General features: G+C 73.1%; 17 protein-coding genes. 5 read left to right on the forward strand and 12 right to left on the reverse strand.

Going from position 1 to position 19,234, the window contains the following annotated elements; genetic code table 11:
- Positions 1-46: 46 nt before the first annotated feature.
- The 11 genes from FB157_RS26625 to FB157_RS26670 all read right to left on the reverse strand — a co-directional run bounded on the left by FB157_RS26625 (position 47) and on the right by FB157_RS26670 (position 13,687).
- Positions 47-796: a spherulation-specific family 4 protein gene (locus FB157_RS26625; RefSeq protein WP_145883169.1), complete on the reverse strand. Its 750-nt coding sequence runs from the start codon at positions 794-796 to the stop codon at positions 47-49.
- Positions 784-1,743: an NAD(P)-dependent oxidoreductase gene (locus FB157_RS26630; protein ID WP_145883170.1), complete on the reverse strand. Its 960-nt coding sequence runs from the start codon at positions 1,741-1,743 to the stop codon at positions 784-786. Before FB157_RS26630 ends, FB157_RS26625 begins: the two co-directional genes overlap by 13 nt.
- A 217-nt stretch (positions 1,744-1,960) precedes the next feature.
- Complete coding sequence (locus tag FB157_RS26635; RefSeq protein ID WP_398947306.1) at positions 1,961-3,328, reverse strand: hypothetical protein; 1,368 nt, start codon at positions 3,326-3,328, stop codon at positions 1,961-1,963.
- Between the two features lie 53 nt (positions 3,329-3,381).
- Positions 3,382-5,046 (reverse strand): glycosyltransferase, encoded by a 1,665-nt coding sequence (locus FB157_RS26640; protein WP_261386556.1) that lies wholly within the window; start codon positions 5,044-5,046, stop codon positions 3,382-3,384.
- Positions 5,047-5,287: 241 nt separating this feature from the next.
- Entirely contained in the window at positions 5,288-6,880 is a 1,593-nt protein-coding gene (locus FB157_RS26645; RefSeq protein WP_145883172.1) for an ABC transporter ATP-binding protein, read from the reverse strand.
- Positions 6,877-7,875, reverse strand: coding sequence for an ABC transporter permease (locus FB157_RS26650; RefSeq protein WP_145883173.1), 999 nt, complete (start codon positions 7,873-7,875; stop codon positions 6,877-6,879). Before FB157_RS26650 ends, FB157_RS26645 begins: the two co-directional genes overlap by 4 nt.
- A complete protein-coding gene (locus tag FB157_RS26655; RefSeq protein ID WP_145883174.1) occupies positions 7,872-8,882 on the reverse strand; it encodes an ABC transporter permease in 1,011 nt (336 codons plus the stop codon). The genes FB157_RS26650 and FB157_RS26655 overlap by 4 nt, the downstream gene beginning before the upstream one ends.
- A 4-nt stretch (positions 8,883-8,886) precedes the next feature.
- A complete protein-coding gene (locus FB157_RS26660; protein ID WP_145883175.1) occupies positions 8,887-10,605 on the reverse strand; it encodes an ABC transporter substrate-binding protein in 1,719 nt (572 codons plus the stop codon).
- A 180-nt stretch (positions 10,606-10,785) separates the two neighbouring features.
- Positions 10,786-10,881, reverse strand: coding sequence for an Ms4533A family Cys-rich leader peptide (locus FB157_RS49475; RefSeq protein WP_315903842.1), 96 nt, complete (start codon positions 10,879-10,881; stop codon positions 10,786-10,788).
- A gap of 56 nt (positions 10,882-10,937) precedes the next feature.
- Complete coding sequence (locus FB157_RS26665) at positions 10,938-12,566, reverse strand: DUF3152 domain-containing protein (protein ID WP_145883176.1); 1,629 nt, start codon at positions 12,564-12,566, stop codon at positions 10,938-10,940.
- Between the two features lie 8 nt (positions 12,567-12,574).
- The gene (locus tag FB157_RS26670) at positions 12,575-13,687 is read right to left on the reverse strand and encodes an alpha/beta fold hydrolase (protein WP_145883177.1); all 1,113 of its coding nucleotides are present in this window, start codon (positions 13,685-13,687) and stop codon (positions 12,575-12,577) included.
- A gap of 221 nt (positions 13,688-13,908) precedes the next feature.
- On the opposite strand from FB157_RS26670, the gene FB157_RS26675 reads away from it, so the two are divergent.
- The 4 genes from FB157_RS26675 (at position 13,909) to FB157_RS26690 (ending at position 15,744) form a co-directional block, all read left to right on the forward strand.
- Positions 13,909-14,133, forward strand: coding sequence for a hypothetical protein (locus tag FB157_RS26675; protein WP_145883178.1), 225 nt, complete (start codon positions 13,909-13,911; stop codon positions 14,131-14,133).
- A gap of 166 nt (positions 14,134-14,299) precedes the next feature.
- Positions 14,300-14,941, forward strand: a complete 642-nt coding sequence (locus FB157_RS26680; protein ID WP_145883179.1) for a TetR/AcrR family transcriptional regulator — start codon at positions 14,300-14,302, stop codon at positions 14,939-14,941.
- Between the two features lie 134 nt (positions 14,942-15,075).
- Positions 15,076-15,303 carry a DUF3107 domain-containing protein gene (locus FB157_RS26685; RefSeq protein ID WP_186581689.1) on the forward strand — a complete coding sequence of 76 codons (228 nt, stop codon included), beginning with the start codon at positions 15,076-15,078 and terminating at the stop codon, positions 15,301-15,303.
- Between the two features lie 171 nt (positions 15,304-15,474).
- Positions 15,475-15,744: a hypothetical protein gene (locus FB157_RS26690; RefSeq protein ID WP_145883181.1), complete on the forward strand. Its 270-nt coding sequence runs from the start codon at positions 15,475-15,477 to the stop codon at positions 15,742-15,744.
- Between the two features lie 116 nt (positions 15,745-15,860).
- Here the strand turns inward: FB157_RS26690 and FB157_RS26695 are convergent, their stop codons facing one another.
- Positions 15,861-16,607, reverse strand: a complete 747-nt coding sequence (locus tag FB157_RS26695) for a ferritin-like fold-containing protein (protein WP_145883182.1) — start codon at positions 16,605-16,607, stop codon at positions 15,861-15,863.
- Positions 16,608-17,113: 506 nt separating this feature from the next.
- Between FB157_RS26695 and FB157_RS26705 the strand changes: the two genes are divergently transcribed.
- The coding region (locus FB157_RS26705; RefSeq protein WP_145883213.1) for a DEAD/DEAH box helicase at positions 17,114-19,234 on the forward strand (2,121 nt) is incomplete at its 3' end.

Here is a 19,234-nt window from a genome sequence, read left to right on the forward strand (position 1 = left end):
TCGGTCAATCACTATGGTTCTCCCCGTAACACTGCCACGGCCTTCTTCATTCCGAGACACCCGTTCCGACCCGCGAGACGATTTCGTCCCAGTAGCCGGGCATCGTCTCCCACGGGTCGCTGCGCCCACCGCGGTCGGTGCGGTCCGTGAAGTAGATCGTCGCCGCGCCCTGCCACCGCGCGATGCGCAGCGCCTCCTCCAGATGACCGAGGGGCACACCGTGCACGAAGTGGCAGAAGCGGTCGGGCGGGTAGTCGGCGGTCCACTCGGCGGCCTGCGAGAAGCGGTAGTCGGACCAGGGCCCGGAGAAGGTGACCAGCTGGTCGGCGTTCTCCGCGTAACCCGGGTACGGGTGGCTGCCGTGGCCGAGGACGATGTGGGGCGTGTCACTGATCGACCGGAGCGCGCCGATCGCGCGGCGGACCTCGGGGAGTGCGGCGCGGTCCGCGGGGGTGCGGTCCAGCAGGAAGCCGTCGACGCGGTACCAGTCGAGGTGGCGGTGCGCGTCCGTGAGCAGGCCGGCGAGGGGGCGGGCACCGTGGGTGTGGTCCAGATGGCCGAGGACGCGGACGCCCGCGTTGCGCAGCCGGCCCGCGGCTTCCAGACAGTGCGGGTCGGGCCGGGTGCCGGGCCCGGCGGCGACGTTGAGGACGACCCAGTCCAGGGGGGTGCCGGGGCGGGCGAGTTCGGCCCACTGGGCCGGGGCGACGAGCGGATGCGCGTAGCCGGGGACGCCGAGGGCGGTACGGATGCCGGTGCTGGTGGTACCTGCTGTGGTGCTGGTCAGATGCGGCATGCCGCCTCCATCCAGATGTCGGCCAGGGATTCTTCGAGGTTGATCCGGGGACGCCAGCCGAGCCGGTCGCGGGCGGTGCGCACGTCGGCCTGCTGCCAGCTGCCGCAGCCGTCCGGGTAGGGGTAGGCGACGGGAGAGGCGTGGTCGGCGTCGGTGCGGGGGTGCCCGATGGTGCCCCGCAACGGCCCGGGAGGGGCGTCGAGTTCGTGGAGGGCGCCGCCGTATCCGGCGACCCGGGCGAGGACGGCGGCGGCGTCGCGGAGCCGGACGGCGCGGCCGGAGCCGATGTTGATGACGCCCTGCGCTGCAGAGAGAGAGGCGGCGTGCACGGCGCGGGCGACGTCACGGACGTCGACGAAGTCGCGCTGGACGCCGAGGCCGCCGAGTTTGAGTTCACCGTCGCCGGACTGCATGGCGCGGCGCATGGCCTCGGCGAGCCGGCCGAGCGGGGAGCCGGCCGGGGTGCCGGGTCCGGCGGGTGAGAACACCCGGAGGACGACGGCGTCGAGGCCGGAGCCGAGGACCAGTTCGGTGGCGGCGAGTTTGCTGACGCCGTACGGGCCGCCGGGGCGGGGCACGGCGTCCTCGGCGGTGGAGGAGCCGGGCTGGCTGGGGCCGTACTCGGAGCCGCACCCGATCTGCACCAGGCGGGCGCTGCAACTGCTGCGGCGCAGGGCTTCGCAGACGGTGGCGACGGCGACGGTGTTGTGCCGGGTGAGATCGCGGGCGCCGCCGCGGGTGGCGCCGGCGCAGTTGACGACGACTCCGGGGTGGACCGCGTCCAGGAAGCGGGTGAGCGCTCCGGGGCTGCCGGTGGCGAGGTCGAAGCGGACGTCGGCGTCGTCGCCGCGGCCGAGCGCGGTGAGCTGGACGGCCGGGTCGGCGAGCAGGCGGTCGGCGACGAAGCGGCCGATGTATCCGTTGGCTCCGATCAGCAGGACCCTCATCGGGTGCCTCCCGGGGTGTGCGCTCCGGCTGCTCCCAAGGCTCCGGACGCTCCGGGCGCTCCGTGTCGGGAGGTGGTCATCTCGTCTTCTCCTTCGAAGGGGTCATGCGGTTGCCTCCGGCGGTGGGCCGGGCGCCTGCGGCCTCGACCGCGGCCAGGTGCTGCCACGCGCTCGGGGCGGGTGGCGGCGGGCTCGGTTCGGGGCGGTGGCGGAAGGTTCACCCGGGTGCTCCCGTCGGCGCGTGGGCCGAGGCCTGGGTGAGGGTGCGCAGGGCGTGGAGCAGCAGGGCGACGGCCGCTGTGCCGCAGGCGAGCGCCGGGACGGCGGCCGGGCCCCAGGCGTCCACCAGGGTCTCGACCGGGGTCGCCAGGAAGGCGCAGCCGGGCAGCCGGCCGGCCAGGAGCAGGGCGGGGGCCGCCACCTCGACGGCTGCCGCCGCCCCCAGGGTCAGGGCGGGGGCGTGCCGGTGGTGGTGCACGGTGAGGAGCCGGGCGAGCAGGAGGAGGGTGCCCAGGGTGAGGGACTGCGGGTAGGCCGCGCTCTCGTCGAGGACGGCGCCGCACAGGGCGAGCAGTGCGGCGAGGGCGGCCAGGAACAGGGCGACCGCGCCGAGCAGCAGGGGCCGGGCGGCGGCCGTGAAGTCCTCCAGACCTCGGCTTCCGGCGAGCCTGCGGCGGGCACCGGCGGTGAGGAGGTGGGCGCACCAGGCGGCCGGGGCGCAGGCCAGGGTGAGCGCCAGGGCGGGGGCGACGGCTGCCGGCCAGGGGCCGTCCGGGATGCCGGTGGGCAGGTCGTCGGGGCCGCCTGCCACGACGGCGTGCAGGAGTCCGTCGCCGAGAAGGGCGTACCCGAGCAGCCAGAGGGTGCACGCGCGCGTGCCGGTCGCCGTCCGCCACGGGGGTGTGCCGGGTCCGGTGGCGAGGGGGCCGCGGCGCAGGACCGTGCGGACCGCGAGGCCGACGGCCAGGAGGCCGCCGAGGACCACCGGAAGGCGGGTTCGGCCCTGGGTGAGGTGCAGCCCGGTCACGACGGCCGCGCCGAGCGCGCCGGGCAGGAGGGTGAGCAGGACCCAGTCGGCACGGACACGGGGTGCGCGCAGGAGCTGGGGCTGGGGGCGTGGGATGCCGTCGCGGGGCACGCGCGCGTACAGCTCCTCGGCGAGCGAGAAGACGTCGCGGTGCCGGAAGCCGGCGGCGGTGCGGTCGGTGACGCCGTGGGCCTCCAGCCCGGCGGCGATCTCCAGCGGGTCCACGGCCCGCTCGCACAGCTCCCGGTGCCGGTGCAGCAGGGCTTTCACGGGGTCGGCACCGCGCCGGGCGGTGGGCCTGCGGCTTCTGCCGGACCCGGAGTCCGCTGCGGCCCCCACCGGCACCGAGGGCGTCCACGGGCGAGCCGCTCCGGAGGAAGTCTCCGCCGCCGGGGTCGGCTTGGGCTCCGCGCCGGGGGAAGCCTCCGCCCGCACGGCTCCCGCACCGCTCGCGCCGCCGCGCGTCTCCGCGCCGGCCAGCCACTCCCCCGACCGCTCGTCCCAGGCGTCGGCGGCGCCCGGCATCGCGGGGCTGTCCTGCCGGCCCTGCCGGCTCATGACGTCCCGGTCGTCGCGGGTGTCGTGGGCGTCGTCCAGCCCGCCGGAGCCGTTCACCGCGCCCCCTCGGGAGCCGCCAGCGGGGTCGCGCGGACCGGGCCGCCCGCCGCCCAGCCCGGGACGCCCCGGGTCAGTACGTGGGCCGTGGGGCCGGTCCAGCGGACGGGGACGTGGGCCTCGGCCGGCGCGGCGAACGGCAGGGGCGCGCCCGCCTCGTCGAGGACGACGCGGCGTACCGGGCAGCGCGAGACGATCTCCAGGTAAATGCCGTGAAATGCCGCGATGTTCTGCTCGACGGTGAACAGTTCGAGCGCGCGGGCGCGGGAAGCGGCGCCGAGGCGCTCACGGCGCTCGGGGTCGTGCAGCAGCGCCACGCATGCTTCGGCGAGCGCCCGCGGATTGCGCGGGGGCACGACGAGGCCGGTGCCGCCGACGACTTCCACCACCGCGCCGACGTCGGTGGACACGGTGGCGCGTCCGCAGAACATGGCCTCGACCAGACTGATCGGGAAGCCCTCGACGACGCTGGAGAGGACGACGACGGAGCCGCCGGCGTACGCGTCGGGCAGCGTCGGGGCCTCGGGGCCGCCGATCTCCTCGAAGGAGACCGGGTTGTCGCCGACCGCGTGCACGCCCTCCGCCTCGTCCGGGAAGAGCTGGGCGGCCAGGGCCCGGCAGTGGCGCAGGTAGGCCGGGCCCTCGGGGCCCGCGGGCGCGCCGACGATCCGCAGGCGGGCCTTGGGCGCCTCTCTGCGGACCTCGGCGAAGGCGTGCAGCAGGGAGACGAGGTCCTTGGCGGGTTCCACGCGTCCGACCCAGACGAGCGTGTCCGGGTCGGCGCGGTCCGGGGACTCGCCGACCTCCGCGAAGCGGGAGGCGTCCATGCCCGGGTGGACGGTACGGATCCTGGTGCGGTCGGCGCCGCACCGTTCCTGCCAGCGGCGGGTGTGCGCGTTGCCGGGGGTGAGGATCGCGGCCCGCCGGTAGACCTCCGTGGCCAGCCGGCCGTGGAAGGCGGCGAGCAGGGCTCGTACGGCGGGGGCCGCGGCGTCGGGGCCGAGGGCCAGGTAGTGCGAGCGCAGTTGCACGCCGTACTCGGTGACCAGCAGTGGTACGTCGGCGAAGTGCCGGGCGAGCAGTCCGGGCAGGGCGGCCGGGCCGCCGGCGGTGGCGTGGCAGAGGTCGGCCGCGCCGAGTCCGTCGTCGCCGTACCAGTCGAGGGAGAGGGGGCGCAGGGCGCGCTCGAGGTGCGCGGTGACGGTGAGCAGGTCGGGTACGCGCGCCTCGCGTGCCGTGCGCAGCGCGCCGGGGGCGCGGCAGGCGCGTTCCAGGGTGCGTACGGCGGTGTCGGAGCGGAGCGCGCCGACCAGTCCGCCCTCCTCGCGGGCGAGTTCGGCGAGACCGTAGAGCGCGCTGCCGAAACGGTCCGCCTGATGAGCGGACGCATCCTCGGCGGCGGTGTCGGGTGCGGCGCACAGGGCCCCGGCCAGTTCCCCGTAGCACTCGGTGAAGCGCCGGCGCCCGCGCCGGCCGTATGCGACTTCGTCGTCCTCGGCCGTCCACAGCGGGGCCGTACGGACCCGGCTGATCTGCTCGGGGAGCGGGACCCAGCCCGCGTCCTCCTGCTGTCGGCTGCGGCTGAGCGCGTAGAGGTCGAACTCATGCTGTGCGAGCCCGCGCACGAGCCGGTCGCACCAGAGCCCGGCGTCACCGCTCACATACGGATAGCCACCCTCCGTAAGTAGTCCGATGCGCACGTCTGCACCCCCGATCTCCCGTGAGTGGGAGCCGCCCTGGTCCTGGCGGCTCGCAGCGGGACGAACGTATGCGGACAAGGCGGTGGCGCGACGGACGGTTGTCCATCGCGCCACCAAAAGGGGTGAACGGTCGTAACTTTCGCGTGCGGGTCGCGTTCTGTCGCGCTAGGAGGCCGGACGGTGATCGGCCACGTACGAAACGTTACGCCGCGGCCGGCTCCCGCCGGGCCGCCCGCCGCTTCGCCGCCAGCTGCGGATCGAGCGCGGGTACGGCGGCCAGGAGCTGCTTGGTGTACGGCTCGCGCGGGGCGTCGTACACCGCGTCGGCGGGTCCGTACTCGACGACCCGTCCGCGGCGCATCACGGCGACCCGGTCGCTGACCTGGCGGACGACGGCGAGGTCGTGCGCGATGAACACCAGCGCGAGGCCGAGTTCGCGCTGCAGTTCCCCGAGCAGTTCGACCACCTGGGCCTGCGTCGTGACGTCGAGCGCCGAGACGGGCTCGTCGCAGACGATGACGCGCGGGTCGGCGGCGAGCGCCCGCGCGATGCCGACGCGCTGACGCTGTCCGCCGCTGAACTCGTGCGGGTAGCGGTCGTAGTGGGCTGCTTCGAGCCCGACGCGCTCCAGCAGTTCGACCACGCGTCCCCGAATCCGCTCCTCTTCCCGGTCTCCGCGCGCGCGGAGCGGGTCGGCGATGGACTCGCCCACGCTGCGGCGGGGGTTGAGGGAGGAGACGGGGTCCTGGAAGACCATCTGGACGGCCGGGTTCACGCCGGTGCGCGGGCGCCCCGCGTGGTGGATCTCGCCGGCGGTCGGCTCGAGCAGCCCGACCAGCATGCGGCCCAGTGTGGTCTTGCCGCTGCCGCTCTCCCCCACGACGCCCAGGGTCTCGCCCCGGCGGACGGTCAGCGAGACGTCGTCCACGGCGGCGAAGGCCCGCTTGCCGCGCCCGAACTCGCGCCGGAGCCCGGTGGCCTCCAGTACGACCTCGTCGGACGTCTCGGAGGGGGCGCGCTGCGCGTCCACGCGCGGGACGGCGTCGAGCAGTTCGCGGGTGTACGTGTGCGCGGGCGCCGCGAGGACCGTGCCGACAGGGCCGTGTTCGACGGTCCGGCCGTGCCGCATGACCAGCACCTCGTCGACGCTCTCGGCGGCGACGCCCACGTCGTGGGTGACGAGCAGCAGGCCCATGCCGGTCTCGTCGCGCAGCGTGTGCAGCAGGTCGAGGATCTGGGCCTGGACGGTGACGTCGAGGGCCGTCGTGGGTTCGTCGGCGATCAGCAGGTCCGGCCGGCAGGCGAGCGCCATGGCGATCAGGGCGCGCTGGCGCATGCCGCCGCTGAACTCGTGCGGGCGGGACCTGGACCGGCGTCGTGCATCCGGAATTCCAACCTTCTCCAGCACCTCGACGGCACGCGCGCGTGCGGCGCGGCGCGAGGCGCGCGTGTGTACGCGGTACACCTCGGCGATCTGGTCGCCGATCGCGTAGTAGGGGTCGAGCGAGGACAGCGGGTCCTGGAAGACCATGGCGGCCCTGGCGCCGCGCAGCCGCCGCAGTTCCGTGTCCGGGGCCTGCTGTACGTCGGTGCCGGCGACGTGCACCGAGCCGCCGACCCGCGCCCCCGTGCCCCGGTGCAGGCCCAGCAGGGCGCCGGCGACCGTGGACTTGCCGGAGCCGGACTCGCCGACCAGTGCGAGGGCGGCGCCCTGCTCCAGCCGGAAGGAGAGCCCGTCCACGGCCCGCAGCGAGCCGAACTCGACCGTCAGGTCGGTGACTTCCACCAGGCTCATGCGAGTACCACCCGTCGGTCGGCCACCGCGTACAGGACGTCCGCGACGGCGTTGGCGATGACGACGAAGAAGCCGACGACCAGGACCATGCCGACGACCACCGGCAGGTCCACGACCTTCACCGCGTGCACCAGCTCCTGACCGATGCCGGGCAGACCGAACAGGGTCTCGGTGAGGACGGCGCCGCCGACGGCCGAGCCGACGTTGTTGGCGTTCAGCGCGATGACGGGCGCGAGCGCGCCGCGCAGGGCGTGCCGGCCGACGATCGAGCGCTCCCCCACGCCGTACGCCCGGAAGGTGCGGATGTGGTCCTCGGCGAGCGTCTCCAGCATCGAGGCGCGGGTGAGCCGGGCGAACGCGGCCGCCTCGATGAGGGCGAGCGAGAGCCAGGGCAGCAGCAGGTTCCACGCCCACTGCTCCGGGTCGTCGGTGAGGTTCACGTACTGCGGGAAGGGCAGCAGCTGGAGTTCGCCGCAGACGACGATCATCAGCACGAGGCCGATGACGAAGACGGGCGTGGCGGTGCCCGCGAGGGTGAGGGCGGTCAGCAGGCGCTCGGAGATCCGGCCGCGCCGCCAGGCGGAGAGCACGCCGGTGCCGACGCCGAGCAGGAGCCAGAGCACCATCGCGCCGAGGACGAGCGACAGGCTGACCGGGAGCTTGGTCAGGATGATGTCCATGACCTGCTGGTCGCTCTGGTACGACATCCCCAGGCAGGGCGCGGAGCAGTGCGCCACCGAGGTGCCCGTCGAGTAGTCCCGGCCGACGACGAGGCCTTCCAGGAAGTGCCAGTAGCGCAGGTAGAGCGGGTCACCGAGCCTGAGCTGCGCGGCGACCTGGTGCACCTGTTCCGGCGAACAGCGCGGGCCGCAGGTGATCTGGGCGACGTTGCCGGGTGTGGCGTAGAAGACGACGTAGACGATCACCGATATGGCGAGCAGGGTGACCGCCATGCCGACGGCGCGGCGCAGCACGAAACCACCGAAGCCGCTCATGCGGTCTCCTCCTTCGCGGTCCCGCTCCGGCTCTTCCGGCCGGTGCCGACGCGCAGGCGGGAGGCCGCGCGCGGATCGAGTGCGGTGCGCACGCCGTCGCCGAGGACGGTCAGGGCCAGGACGGTGAGGAACAGGGCGCCGGCCGGGAGCAGCAGGTACTGCGGCGCGGCCTGGTACCAGACGTCGGCGCTGGTGAGCATCTGTCCCCAGGACGGTGTGGGCGGCTTCACGCCCACGCCGAGGAAGGAGAGGGCGGCCTCGACCGAGATGTTCATGGGGACGAGCAGCGCCGCGTAGGTGATGACGGGTGCGGCCAGCCCCGGGAGCAGCTCGCGGCGGGCGATCCGCCAGGTGCCCCACCCGCTCAGGCGGGCGGCGGAGACGTAGTCGAGGCCCTTGAGGGTGAGGGTCTGGGCGCGCACGATCTTCGCGATGTTGCCCCAGGCGATGAGGCCGATGACGAGGGTGACGAGGACGGGCCGGGGAAAGCTCGACGGCACGATCGCCAGCAGCGCCAGGGACATGATCATCAGCGGCATGGCGACGATGATGTCCGTGACCCGGCTCAACAGTTGATCAACCCATCGGGTGCCGAGCGCGGAGGCCACGCCGACCACGACGCCGATCGCGACCTGCACCACGGTCGCCGCCAGCGCGACGCCCAGCGACACCCGCGCTCCGTAGACCAGCCGCGCGAACAGGTCGCGCCCGGTCTGCGGTTCGACACCCAGCCAGTGGCCCGCGCCGGCGCCGCCGAAGGAGCCGATGGGCACGCCCCCGCGCGCGGAGTCGATCAGGGAGGGGTGGTAGGTGGTCGGGTCCTGGCCCTCCAGTGCGGTGAGCAGCGGCGCGGCGAGCGCGACCAGGACGAGCAGCGCGACGACGACCGCCGCGACGAGGGCGGCGCGCTGCGCCCGCAGCCGCCGCCAGAACTGACGGGCCCCCGAGGCCCCCGGGACGGGCGCGGCCGTCCCAGGGGCCTGGGTGGCGACAAGTGCCTCGCTCACGGCGCTACTTGACCGCGACCTGGGAGATGTCCAGAACACCGGTCCAGTCGCTGATCACGATCTTCTTGACGTTCTTGCCGTACAGGCGCTTGTAGACGGGGTGGAACAGCGGCACGGTCAGGGCCTGTGCGCCGATCTTCTTGTCCAGTGCACCCCACCGCTGGGCGGCCGCGCCAAGGTCGGTCAACTTGTTGATCGCGTCAATCTCGTCATTGACCGACTTGTCGTCGAGCAGGCCCGTGTTGAAGTTCGCGCCGTCCTTGACGATCTGCCGGCCGTCGAAGATCGGGGCGAGGAAGGGACCGCCGGAGGGCCAGTCGGCACCCCAGTGGGCGAGGAAGAAGCCCGGCTCGGTCTTCACGCTGTGGATCTTGTCCCGGTAGTCGTTGTCCTCCAGTCCCTGGAGCTTGACCGTGATGCCGGCCTTCTTCAGGGCGTCCTGGATGGCGGTGGCGATCTCCGGGCTGGTCTCGAAGTTCTTGTCGTTGGAGTGCGTGAGGGTGACGGTCAGCCCGTTCTTGTGGCCGGCCTCCTTCAGCAGCTCCCTGGCCTTCGCCGGGTTGCCGGCCCTGCCCGCCGGGAAGAGGTCGTACGGCTCGTAGCCGAAGGACTTCTGGTCGGGCAGGTAGGTGGTGGCGGGCTCGGCGAGTGCGGAGCCGCCGGCCGCGTTGATCACGGACGAGCGGTCGACGGCGTAGGAGATCGCCTGCCGCACCCTGATGTCGTCGAACGGCTTCACCTTCGGGTTGAAGGCGATGTAGTTCGTGTAGCCGAAGTGGCCGGTGCCCACGCGCGCGGCCAGCTCCTTGTCCCCGGTCACCTTGGCGAGCTCGGCCGGGCCGAGGTTGGTGTCCGTGGTGACCGCGGCCGCGTCCGCACCCTGAGACGCGGACAGCCGCTGGTTGATCACGGAGGAGTCGAGGCCGGAGCGGACGTCGATGGTGTCCGGGTAGGCCTTGCGCTCGGCGTCGACCGTCGTGGACCAGTAGGTGTTGCGCTCGAGCACCAGGTGCTCACCGTCGTTCTCGTTCTTCACGACCTTGTACGGGCCCGACGAGATCGGGTGCTCCTCGTACTTGGTGCCCGTGTCCTTGCCCTTCGGGACGGGCGTGAACTGCGTCTGCGTGGCCAGGAACGGGAACTCGCCCTCGGGCTTGTTCAGGTGGAAGACGATGGTCCGCGCGTCCGGCGTCTCGATCGCCGAGAGACCCTTCTTGTCCTTGTACGGGCCCTGGTAGTCGGCCGCACCGACCAGCCAGTCCCTCAAGTACGGTGCGCCGCCGGAGAGTTCGGGGGCGAAGGAGCGCTCGATGCCGTACTTGACGTCGGCCGAGGTGATCGGGGTGCCGTCCTCGTACTTCAGGCCCTTCTTCAGGGTGTACGTCCAGACGGTCGCGTCCTTGCTGGGGCGCCCGGTGTCGGTGGCCAGGTCCGGGACGACCTTGGCGCCGGCCGCGCCGTTCTCCCGGTTGCGGGTGGTGAGGGTGCGGAACACGAGCGAGGGGACGTTGCCGCCGCCGGAGGTGTAGAGGCGGGCGGGGTCGAAGTCCTGCTGCGGTTCGGAGTTCAGAACGGTCAGCGTGCCGCCCTTGTGCGGCGCGGAGTCGCCACCGGAGCCCTTGGCATCGTTGTCCTTCGGGCCGCAGGCGGCGGCGCCCGCTGCCACGACCAGGCTGACGGATGCCGCTGCCACGCGGCGCGCTATGACGGACGGTTGACGCATCGGAAAGACGACCTCTCGGGGGAACTGATCGAGGAATTCTCGAAGAGTGAGACATGTGGACGAGGAGTGAGACGGCTGCGGACAGACGTCGGCCCCGGCGTCGGGTCGTCGGAAAATCCGTGACACGGTCACGGACGGAAAAAGGGGAAAAGTCGCGACGCGAACGCCAGGGAGGCGGCGTCAGTGACAGTGGATGTCGGCCACGCAGAGCGCGGTCACACCGATCAGCGCCAGCTCGATGGCGGCGCTGTTGGAAACGGCATGACTAGACCACATGCGCAAAAATATGAACGAACTTGCTGCTCATGTCAATGTGACGCGAGCGGCTCCTGTCAACTCCCGGGGTAGGGCCAGGGGTTGGGCAGGCAGTGGATTCCGTCGTGGTCGAGGAACTTGGTCTGCTGCTGCATGACCGGCGCCAGCTCGCCGTCCTTCTGGCACGACACATGGCCGTGCCCGAGCCGGTGGCCCACCTCGTGGTTGATGAGCATCTGCCGGTACGGGTGGATCTTGTCCCCGTATGTCTTGCTGCCCTGCGCCCATCGGTAGGCGTTGATCATCACGCGCTCGGTGGACGCCGAGTCGCAGGAGACGTTGTCCTCCGTGGTGTCCAGTCCCGACTTGGCGCACCACTTGGCGGTGGTGCCGGGGCTGGCGAGCGTGATCACGAAGTCGGGTTTGCCGGAGGAGACGCGCTCGAAGGTACGGGCGCCGCCGTGGGCCCAGCTGCGGCTGTCGTTGAGCGTCTTCTGCACCGCGGCGGCGAACAGCTCGCCGTCCAGGCCGAGTCCCTGCTCGACGTCGACGCGGTAGGTGTACTTCTGCCCCTTGCCGGGCGCCTTGTCGAACCCGGGGACGGTGTCGAACTTCCCGGAGCCCTGCAGCGTGGCGCCGAGCGGGTACTTCCGGTCCATCTTCTGCTCGTACGTCAGCGTCGCGGCGCTCGGCGCGGCGGACGGGGCGCCCTGCCCGGGGACCCGGGTGCCGCGCGCCAGGTCGCCGGCGGACTGCGACCGTACCCCGGCGCCGTCGTGGCGGTCGGCGACCTGCCCGGCGACGACGACCGCGAGCACCGTGGTCACGGCCGCGGCCGCGATGCCGGTGAAGGCCCGCCCCTTGCCGCCGCCACGCTGCGCGGGCAGGCCGGCCGGCGGCGTCTCGCCTCCGTCGGCCGCCGGCTCGGCACCGGCGTCGTACGACTCCTGCTCCTCGGCGGACTTCGTACGGCCGGACCGGGGCGCGAAGACGTCGGCGCCCTCCTCGAAGGCCTCGAGGTAGTCCTGCCGGGGCCCGCCGCCGGAACGGCCCGGCCCGCCCTGTCGCTGCCGCGGAAAGGCCGCACCGGTCCCGCCGGAGCCCTGCCGCCCTCCGGGAGCAGCCCCGACGCCGGCCCCGGCCGCACCCGCGAACTCCCCCCAGCCGCCGCCGGCTTCACGCTGCTCGGGATGCCCGCCCCGGGCCTGCCCGGCACCACCGCCGGGCCGCGGCACTCCGCGGGCAGGAGTGCCGTCGGAAAGCCGGGGCACGCCGGAGGCAGGGGTGCCGTCGGGCAGGCGCCGGGTCCCGTGGGCCAAAGTCCCCTCGGGCGCACGCCGGCCGCCCCGCGTCCGCGGCCCGCCCTGGATCCGGGGAACGCCACGGGCGGGTGTGCCGTCCGGAAGCCGGGGCACGCCGGAGGCGGGGGTGTCGTCGGGTGGACGCGGAACCCCCTGGGCAGGCGTGCCGGGGACGCGCGGTGCGCCTCCCGGCGGGGTCCCCGGCGGGGAGCCGGGCGCGCCCTGGGCGGTGCGCGGCGGGCCGTAGCCCTGGGGAGCGCCCTCGGGTGCCTGGCGCTGGCCGGGCAGGGTGGGCTGTCGCGTCTCGCGCGGGGTGGAGGAGGCAGAGCCCCGTCCCCCTCGCCGGGCGGCTATGTCGGCGGAGTCGTCCTTGGGGGCCGGTCCGCGGCGGCTGTGACGTCCCACCTCGGCCCTCAGCTCCCCGCGCCCGTGGCGGCGACGTCGCCCTCGGCGGACGTGCCGGATCCGGCACCGGGCGCCGCGGCGTCCGCGCCCCGGGCCGCGCCGGCGGTCCCGCCCTCGCCCTCGCCCTCGCCCTCGCCCTCGCCCTCGCCCTCGCCCTCGCCGACGAACTCCCCCTTCTCCGCGAGGAGTTCCCGGAACGCTCCGGCCACCACCTCGGGGTACTCCATCATCGCCACGTGCCCCGCCTCCGGCAGGGACAGGAGTCGGGAGTCGGGGAAGGAGCGGGCGGCCTTGCGGGCCATGCGGTAGCCGACCAGCTGGTCGCGGCCGCCGTAGATCAGAAGGGTCGGGGCGAGCACGCGCTCGGCCTGGCGCCACAGCCCGTGCTGGCCGCCGAGGGTGTAGGCATTGACCACCCCGCGCGCGGAGCGTGCCATCGCGTCCCAGAAGTACGGCAGCTGCAGCCGCCGCTCCAGCTCTTCCACGGCCTGCTGGAACGCCTCCGGCGACACGCGCCCGGGGTCGCCGTAACAAAGCCCCAGCACGCCGCGCACGCGCTGCTCGGCCGTCCACTCCCTGGTGAGCCGGGTGAAGAGCCCGGCCACCCCGGGCACGCCCAGCAGCGCCGTGGGCATCGCGGTGCGCTGCACGCGCAGCTCCGGCAGTGCGGGCGAGATCAGCGTCAGGGTGCGTACGAGATCGGGTCGCACGGCGGAGACGCGCGTGGCGACCGCTCCGCCGAGGGAGTTGCCGAAGAGGTGGACCGGTCCGCGCTCGGCGGCGTCCAGATGGCGGATGACCGCGCGCGCGTGCCCCGTGACGGAGTAGTTGCCGTCGTCCGGGGGCGGGGAGTCACCGAAGCCGGGCAGGTCGACCGCCTCGCTCTCGACGACGCCGTCCAGCTCCCTCATCAGGGTGGACCAGTTCTGCGAGGAACCGCCGAGCCCGTGGATGTACAGCGCGGGCGGCAGCCCCTCGCGCGCGGGGCGCCGCGAACGGACGGACAGGGTGACCCCCGGCAGCCCCACCGACCTCAGCCGCTCGCCCTCACCGACCCGGACGGGCGCCACCCTCGGGAGGACGCTGGCAGCCGTCACGGACGGCGACTCGGTCGAAGACATGCGGCAATGTTACGAGACGATCACGCTGTGGCTCATGTGTTCGCCTGTGTTCGCCGTCACAGGTTGGCACCTGTCGTGAGGGGGACCCGGACCGGGGAACCGCACGGCGAACGGACGCCCATGGCATGGCGTCCGGATCAGGTGTCTCCTAGGCTCGTACCGAGGGCACCCGTATGTGGCCCCTGCGGTTTCCAGGGACGTTCGTAGGAAGGGAGCCCACCATGGCCTATGACCCCATCGAGCCCGACGTGATCGAGGATCTGCCGGCCGACGACATCCCGTCGATCGACGTGGAGGCCCCGGAGGGCGACGCCGTCGAGCAGCACGCCGACGTCACGCCGGAGCGCGACGACCCGCTCACGGGAGTGGATCCGGACCGCGCGAACGAGGCCGATCTCATCGAACAGGCGCGCGTGGTGGCGATCGACGAAGAGGACTACCGCTGACCACGTGGGGCCACTCGACACCCCTCCGGCCGTGCAAGCCTGGCTTTGTGGCTTTCGTCGCCGTCCGGTACGTGAAATTCTGCGCTCGCACCGCGCACACCACGGTTACCGAAAAGTACGATGGCCGCGCGGCTTACACCGCATGTGGACGACTCTGGGAGGCGGCGTGACAGCCATCGAGCAAACCGAGGCGGCGCGCCCGCGTGGCACCCGTCTGCCGCGCCGAGCCCGACGGAACCAGCTGCTGGGCGCCGCCCAGGAGGTCTTCGTCGCACAGGGCTACCACGCGGCCGCGATGGACGACATCGCCGAGCGGGCGGGCGTCAGCAAGCCGGTGCTCTACCAGCACTTCCCCGGCAAGCTCGACCTCTACCTCGCCCTGCTGGACCAGCACTGCGAGTCGCTGATCCAGGCCGTGCGCGGCGCACTCGCGTCGACGACCGACAACAAGCAGCGCGTGCGGGCGACCATGGACGCCTACTTCGCGTACGTCGAGGACGACGGCGGCGCCTTCCGCCTGGTCTTCGAGTCGGACCTGACGAACGAGCCCGCGGTGCGCGAGCGGGTCGACAAGGTCACCAACGACTGCGCCGAGGCGATCTGCGAAGTCATCGCCGAGGACACGGGCCTCTCGCGCTCGGAGTCGATGCTGCTCGCCTCCGGGCTCGGCGGCCTCGCCCAGGTGGTGGCGCGTTCCTGGCTGCACAGCGACCGCACCGTGCCGCGCGAACAGGCGGTGCAGCTGCTGACCTCGCTGGCCTGGCGGGGCATCGCCGGCTTCCCGCTGCACGGCACCGAGAACCACTGACGCTCGTTTGTTCCCGCCCCGTGTTCGCTGTTGGCGTTCCGGCCCGCAGCGTGTACGTCCGCTCACCGGGCTAATGTGTGCTGGGTACGGCGCGGAAGATCGCGCACATCACTGACCGTCGGAGGGACATAGCCGTGGAGGTCAAGATCGGCGTGCAGCACGCGCCCCGCGAGATCGTTCTGGAGAGCGGTCAGAGCGCCGATGACATCGAGCGCGTGGTGGCCGAGGCGCTGGCCGGAAAGTCGCAGCTGCTGAGCCTCGTGGACGAGCGCGGCCGCAAGGTCCTGGTCCCGGCGGACCGCCTGGCGTACGTGGAGATCGGCGAGCCGACGGTCCGCAAGGTGGGCTTCGGCACTCTCTAGACCCGGTTCGGGAAGGGCCCGGCGGCACAGTGCCGCCGGGCCCTTCCGGCTGTGCGGCCCGCGCGCGGAAGGAGCACGGGTCGCCCACGGAGGAGGATTGCAATCCGCAGGTCACGGGTATGACCGGCTACGACCGTGAAGCACAGGCCGGCCCTGGGAGGGACCCCCGAGATGATCCTGGAAGCAATCGGATCCGCCGTGCTCGGTCTGATCCTCGCCTTGGCGGCGACCCACCGGCTGTCACACCGCCTGCCCGCCCGGCCCCTGGTGCTCTCGACAGGCGTCGCCGGAGCCCTTTTCGGTGACTTCGTCACCCACAGCGCCCTCGGCTCGGGCAGCGTCCTGCTGAACCTCCTGGGCGCGGCGATCGTCTCGGCGGCGTCCCTGTCCCTGCTCCTGCGCCCGTCAGCCCGCCTGCGCCGACGATCAGCGACGGCGTAGCGGCCGGGAAGGGGCGGCAGCGGCGCAGCCGCAAGCCCCCAGGGGCAGGGGAACTGCGCGACCAGCCCCCGCCCACCCCCAGCCGCGACTCAGCCTCAACCCACCCCCACGGAGCGCTAAGCGGCCAAGCCCAGCGCGGCCATCCGCTTGGTGTGCGCCTCGGTGATCCGCGAGAACATCCTGCCGACCTCCGCGAGATCGAACCCGTCGGCGACGCCGCCCACGAGCATGGTCGACAGCGCGTCCCGGTCGGCGACCACCCGCTGCGACTGCGACAGCGCCTCGCCCATCAGCCGCCGCGCCCACAGCGCCAGCCGGCCGCCCACGCGCGGGTCGGCGTCGATCGCCGCGCGCACCTTCTCCACCGCGAACCCGGCGTGCCCGGTGTCGTCGAGGACGGCGAGAACCAGCTCGCGCGTGTCGGAGTCGAGGCGGGCCGCGACCTCCCGGTAGAAGTCGCTCGCGATCGAGTCGCCGACGTACGCCTTGACCAGGCCCTCCAGCCAGTCCGAGGGCGCGGTCTGCTTGTGGAAGCCGTCCAGGGCCGCCACGAAGGGCTCCATCGCCGCGGTCGGCTCCTCGCCGATCTCGGTCAGCCGGTCCCGCAGCCTCTCGAAGTGGTGGAACTCGGCCGAGGCCATCTTCGCCAGCTCCGCCTTGTCCGCGAGCGTAGGCGCCAGCTTGGCGTCTTCCGCAAGCCGCTCGAACGCCGCGAGCTCGCCGTACGCGAGCGCGCCGAGCAGGTCCACGACCGCGGCACGGTACTGCGGGTCGGCGGAGGCCTGCGCCCAGTCCTGGGCGGCGACACCGGTGTGCTCGGCGGGTGCGGCGGACGCGTTCTCAGGCTTGTCAGAGCTAGTCATGAGGCGCACAATAGCCCGCTTGCCGTACCTCGGAAGCCCCCGGCCGACCACTGTGACCACGACTACGTGACCAAATCGGCCATCGCATGTGCGCCAATCCGGGGTATGGTGGTAATGCGCCTGCTGAGAGTGCGTCGACGATGTTCGACGTCTTCCGACAGGCTGCACGCATTGAGGATGCCCGGTCGGTGGCCCGATCGGCTCCGACCCGACAGCCCTCCCTGGCCGTACGGCTCATTACGTACGACGACCGGAGGGACACCCTCAGCGGTACGAGCGCTAGAGCGTCGGCAGTGGTCCCGTGTCTTACGGCTTGCCCGAGTGGCTCGTCCGTACGGCAGCCGACGTCCCCGGCACGGTCAGTCATGACCCCCGCGCTCGCCTCGCACCGCGCACACAGAAGAGGCATAACCCTGACTACCACGTTCCGAGACCTCGGGATCCTGCCCGAGACCGCCGAAGCCCTGGAAGCCGTCGGCATCATCACCCCCTTCCCCATCCAGGAGATGACGCTCCCCGTCGCCCTTACCGGCACGGACGTCATCGGCCAGGCCAAGACCGGCACCGGCAAGACGCTCGGCTTCGGCCTTCCGCTCCTCGAGCGCGTGACCGTCCCCGCCGACGTCGAGGCGGGCCGCGCGCGGCCCGAGGCCCTCACCGACGCCCCGCAGGCGCTCGTCGTCGTCCCCACGCGCGAGCTGTGCACCCAGGTCACCAACGACCTGCTGACGGCCGGCAAGGTCCGTAACGTGCGCGTGACGGCGATCTACGGCGGCCGGGCCTACGAGCCGCAGGTCGAGGCCCTGAAGAAGGGCGTCGACGTGGTCGTCGGCACCCCGGGCCGCCTGCTGGACCTGGCCGGGCAGAAGAAGCTGGACCTGAGCCACATCAAGAGCCTGGTGCTCGACGAGGCCGACGAGATGCTCGACCTGGGCTTCCTGCCCGATGTCGAGAAGATCATCAACCTGCTGCCGGCCAAGCGCCAGACCATGCTGTTCTCGGCGACCATGCCGGGCGCGGTCATCGGCCTCGCGCGCCGCTACATGTCGCAGCCCACCCACATCCGCGCCACCGCGCCGGACGACCAGGGCGCGACGGTCGCGAACATCAAGCAGTTCGTCTACCGCGCGCACTCCCTCGACAAGCCGGAGATGGTCGCGCGCATACTGCAGGCCGACGGCCGCGGTCTCGCGATGATCTTCTGCCGTACGAAGCGGACGGCCGCCGACATCGCCGAGCAGCTGCAGCGCCGCGGCTTCGCCTCCGGCGCGGTCCACGGCGACCTCGGCCAGGGCGCCCGTGAGCAGGCCCTGCGGGCCTTCCGCAACGGCAAGGTCGACGTCCTCGTCTGCACCGACGTCGCCGCACGCGGTATCGACGTCGAGGGCGTGACCCACGTCATCAACTACCAGTCTCCCGAGGACGAGAAGACGTACCTGCACCGCATCGGCCGTACGGGCCGCGCGGGCGCGAAGGGCACGGCCATCACGTTCGTCGACTGGGACGACATCCCGCGCTGGCAGCTGATCAACAAGGCGCTGGAGCTGGAGTTCAACGACCCGGTGGAGACGTACTCCAGCTCTCCGCACCTGTTCTCGGACCTCGGCATCCCCGCTGGCACCAAGGGCACTCTGCCGCGCTCGGAGCGCACCCGCGCCGGGCTCGAAGCGGAGGAGCTGGAGGACCTGGGCGAGACCGGTGGCCGCAACGCACGCGGTCGCGGTGGCCGGGGCGGCCGCGACGGCCGTGCCGAGTCCGCCACGGCCGAGCGTGAGCGCCCGGCGCGCACGCCGCGCCGTCGCCGCCGCACCCGCAACGGTGCGCCGCTGGACGCCGCCGCCCCCGCTACGACCGCCCCCGCTACGACCGCCTCGGCGCCGGCCGCCGAGACCGGCACCGTGGAGGAGCCGTCGGCGACCCGCACCCCGCGCCGCCGTCGCCGCACGCGCGGCGGAGCCCCGGCGGAGGCGGTGCCGGCCGCTGCCGCGACCGTGACCCCCGAAGCAGCCGTGGACACGGCGGAGGGCCCGGCCTCGCTGGAGACCCCGGAGAAGCCGCGCCGTCGCCGCACCCGGAAGTCGGCCGAGGCGGCCGAGGTCCAGGTCACCGAGGCTCCGGCGACCGAGGCCGAGGCCGCGCCCGCGGCGGAGGTGACCGAGGCCAAGCCGCGCCGGACCCGCAAGACCGCCGCCGCTGCTGCCGCCGAGGCCGCCGTGGACACGGCCGAGGCCACCGAGGCCAAGCCCCGCCGCCGCACCCGCAAGACGGCCGAGCCGGCCACCGAAACGGCAGTCACGACGGCCGAAGGCACGGAGGAAGCCGCCCCGGCGACCAAGCCGCGCCGGACCCGCAAGACCGCGGCCGCCGCACCGGAGAGCGTGGCCACGGCCCCGGAAACGGTGGAGGCCGAGGTCGAGGCCAAGCCGCGCCGGACCCGCAAGACCGCCGCCGCTGCTGCCGCCGAGGCCGCCGTGGACACGGCCGAGGCCACCGAGGCCAAGCCGCGCCGCACCCGCAAGACCGCGGCAACCGCCCCGGAAACGGTGGAGGCCGAGGTCGAGGCCAAGCCGCGCCGGACCCGCAAGACCGCCGCCGCTGCTGCCGCCGAGGCCGCCGTGGACACGGCC

It is taken from the genome of Streptomyces sp. BK340 (assembly GCF_007827595.1).
In the GTDB taxonomy this organism is placed as follows: domain Bacteria; phylum Actinomycetota; class Actinomycetes; order Streptomycetales; family Streptomycetaceae; genus Streptomyces.

Bases quoted from the DNA above. Each gene is read 5' to 3' on its own strand.
- FB157_RS26675 (WP_145883178.1), top strand. From the start codon at position 13,909: ATGGCCTATGACCCCATCGAGCCCGACGTGATCGAGGATCTGCCGGCC.
- FB157_RS26695 (WP_145883182.1), bottom strand. From the start codon at position 16,607: ATGACTAGCTCTGACAAGCCTGAGAACGCGTCCGCCGCACCCGCCGAG.
- FB157_RS26625 (WP_145883169.1), bottom strand. From the start codon at position 796: ATGCCGCATCTGACCAGCACCACAGCAGGTACCACCAGCACCGGCATC.
- FB157_RS26670 (WP_145883177.1), bottom strand. From the start codon at position 13,687: ATGTCTTCGACCGAGTCGCCGTCCGTGACGGCTGCCAGCGTCCTCCCG.
- FB157_RS26650 (WP_145883173.1), bottom strand. From the start codon at position 7,875: ATGAGCGGCTTCGGTGGTTTCGTGCTGCGCCGCGCCGTCGGCATGGCG.
- FB157_RS26635 (WP_398947306.1), bottom strand. From the start codon at position 3,328: ATGAGCCGGCAGGGCCGGCAGGACAGCCCCGCGATGCCGGGCGCCGCC.
- FB157_RS26690 (WP_145883181.1), top strand. From the start codon at position 15,475: ATGATCCTGGAAGCAATCGGATCCGCCGTGCTCGGTCTGATCCTCGCC.
- FB157_RS26660 (WP_145883175.1), bottom strand. From the start codon at position 10,605: ATGCGTCAACCGTCCGTCATAGCGCGCCGCGTGGCAGCGGCATCCGTC.
- FB157_RS49475 (WP_315903842.1), bottom strand. From the start codon at position 10,881: ATGTGGTCTAGTCATGCCGTTTCCAACAGCGCCGCCATCGAGCTGGCG.
- FB157_RS26630 (WP_145883170.1), bottom strand. From the start codon at position 1,743: ATGAGGGTCCTGCTGATCGGAGCCAACGGATACATCGGCCGCTTCGTC.
- FB157_RS26645 (WP_145883172.1), bottom strand. From the start codon at position 6,880: ATGAGCCTGGTGGAAGTCACCGACCTGACGGTCGAGTTCGGCTCGCTG.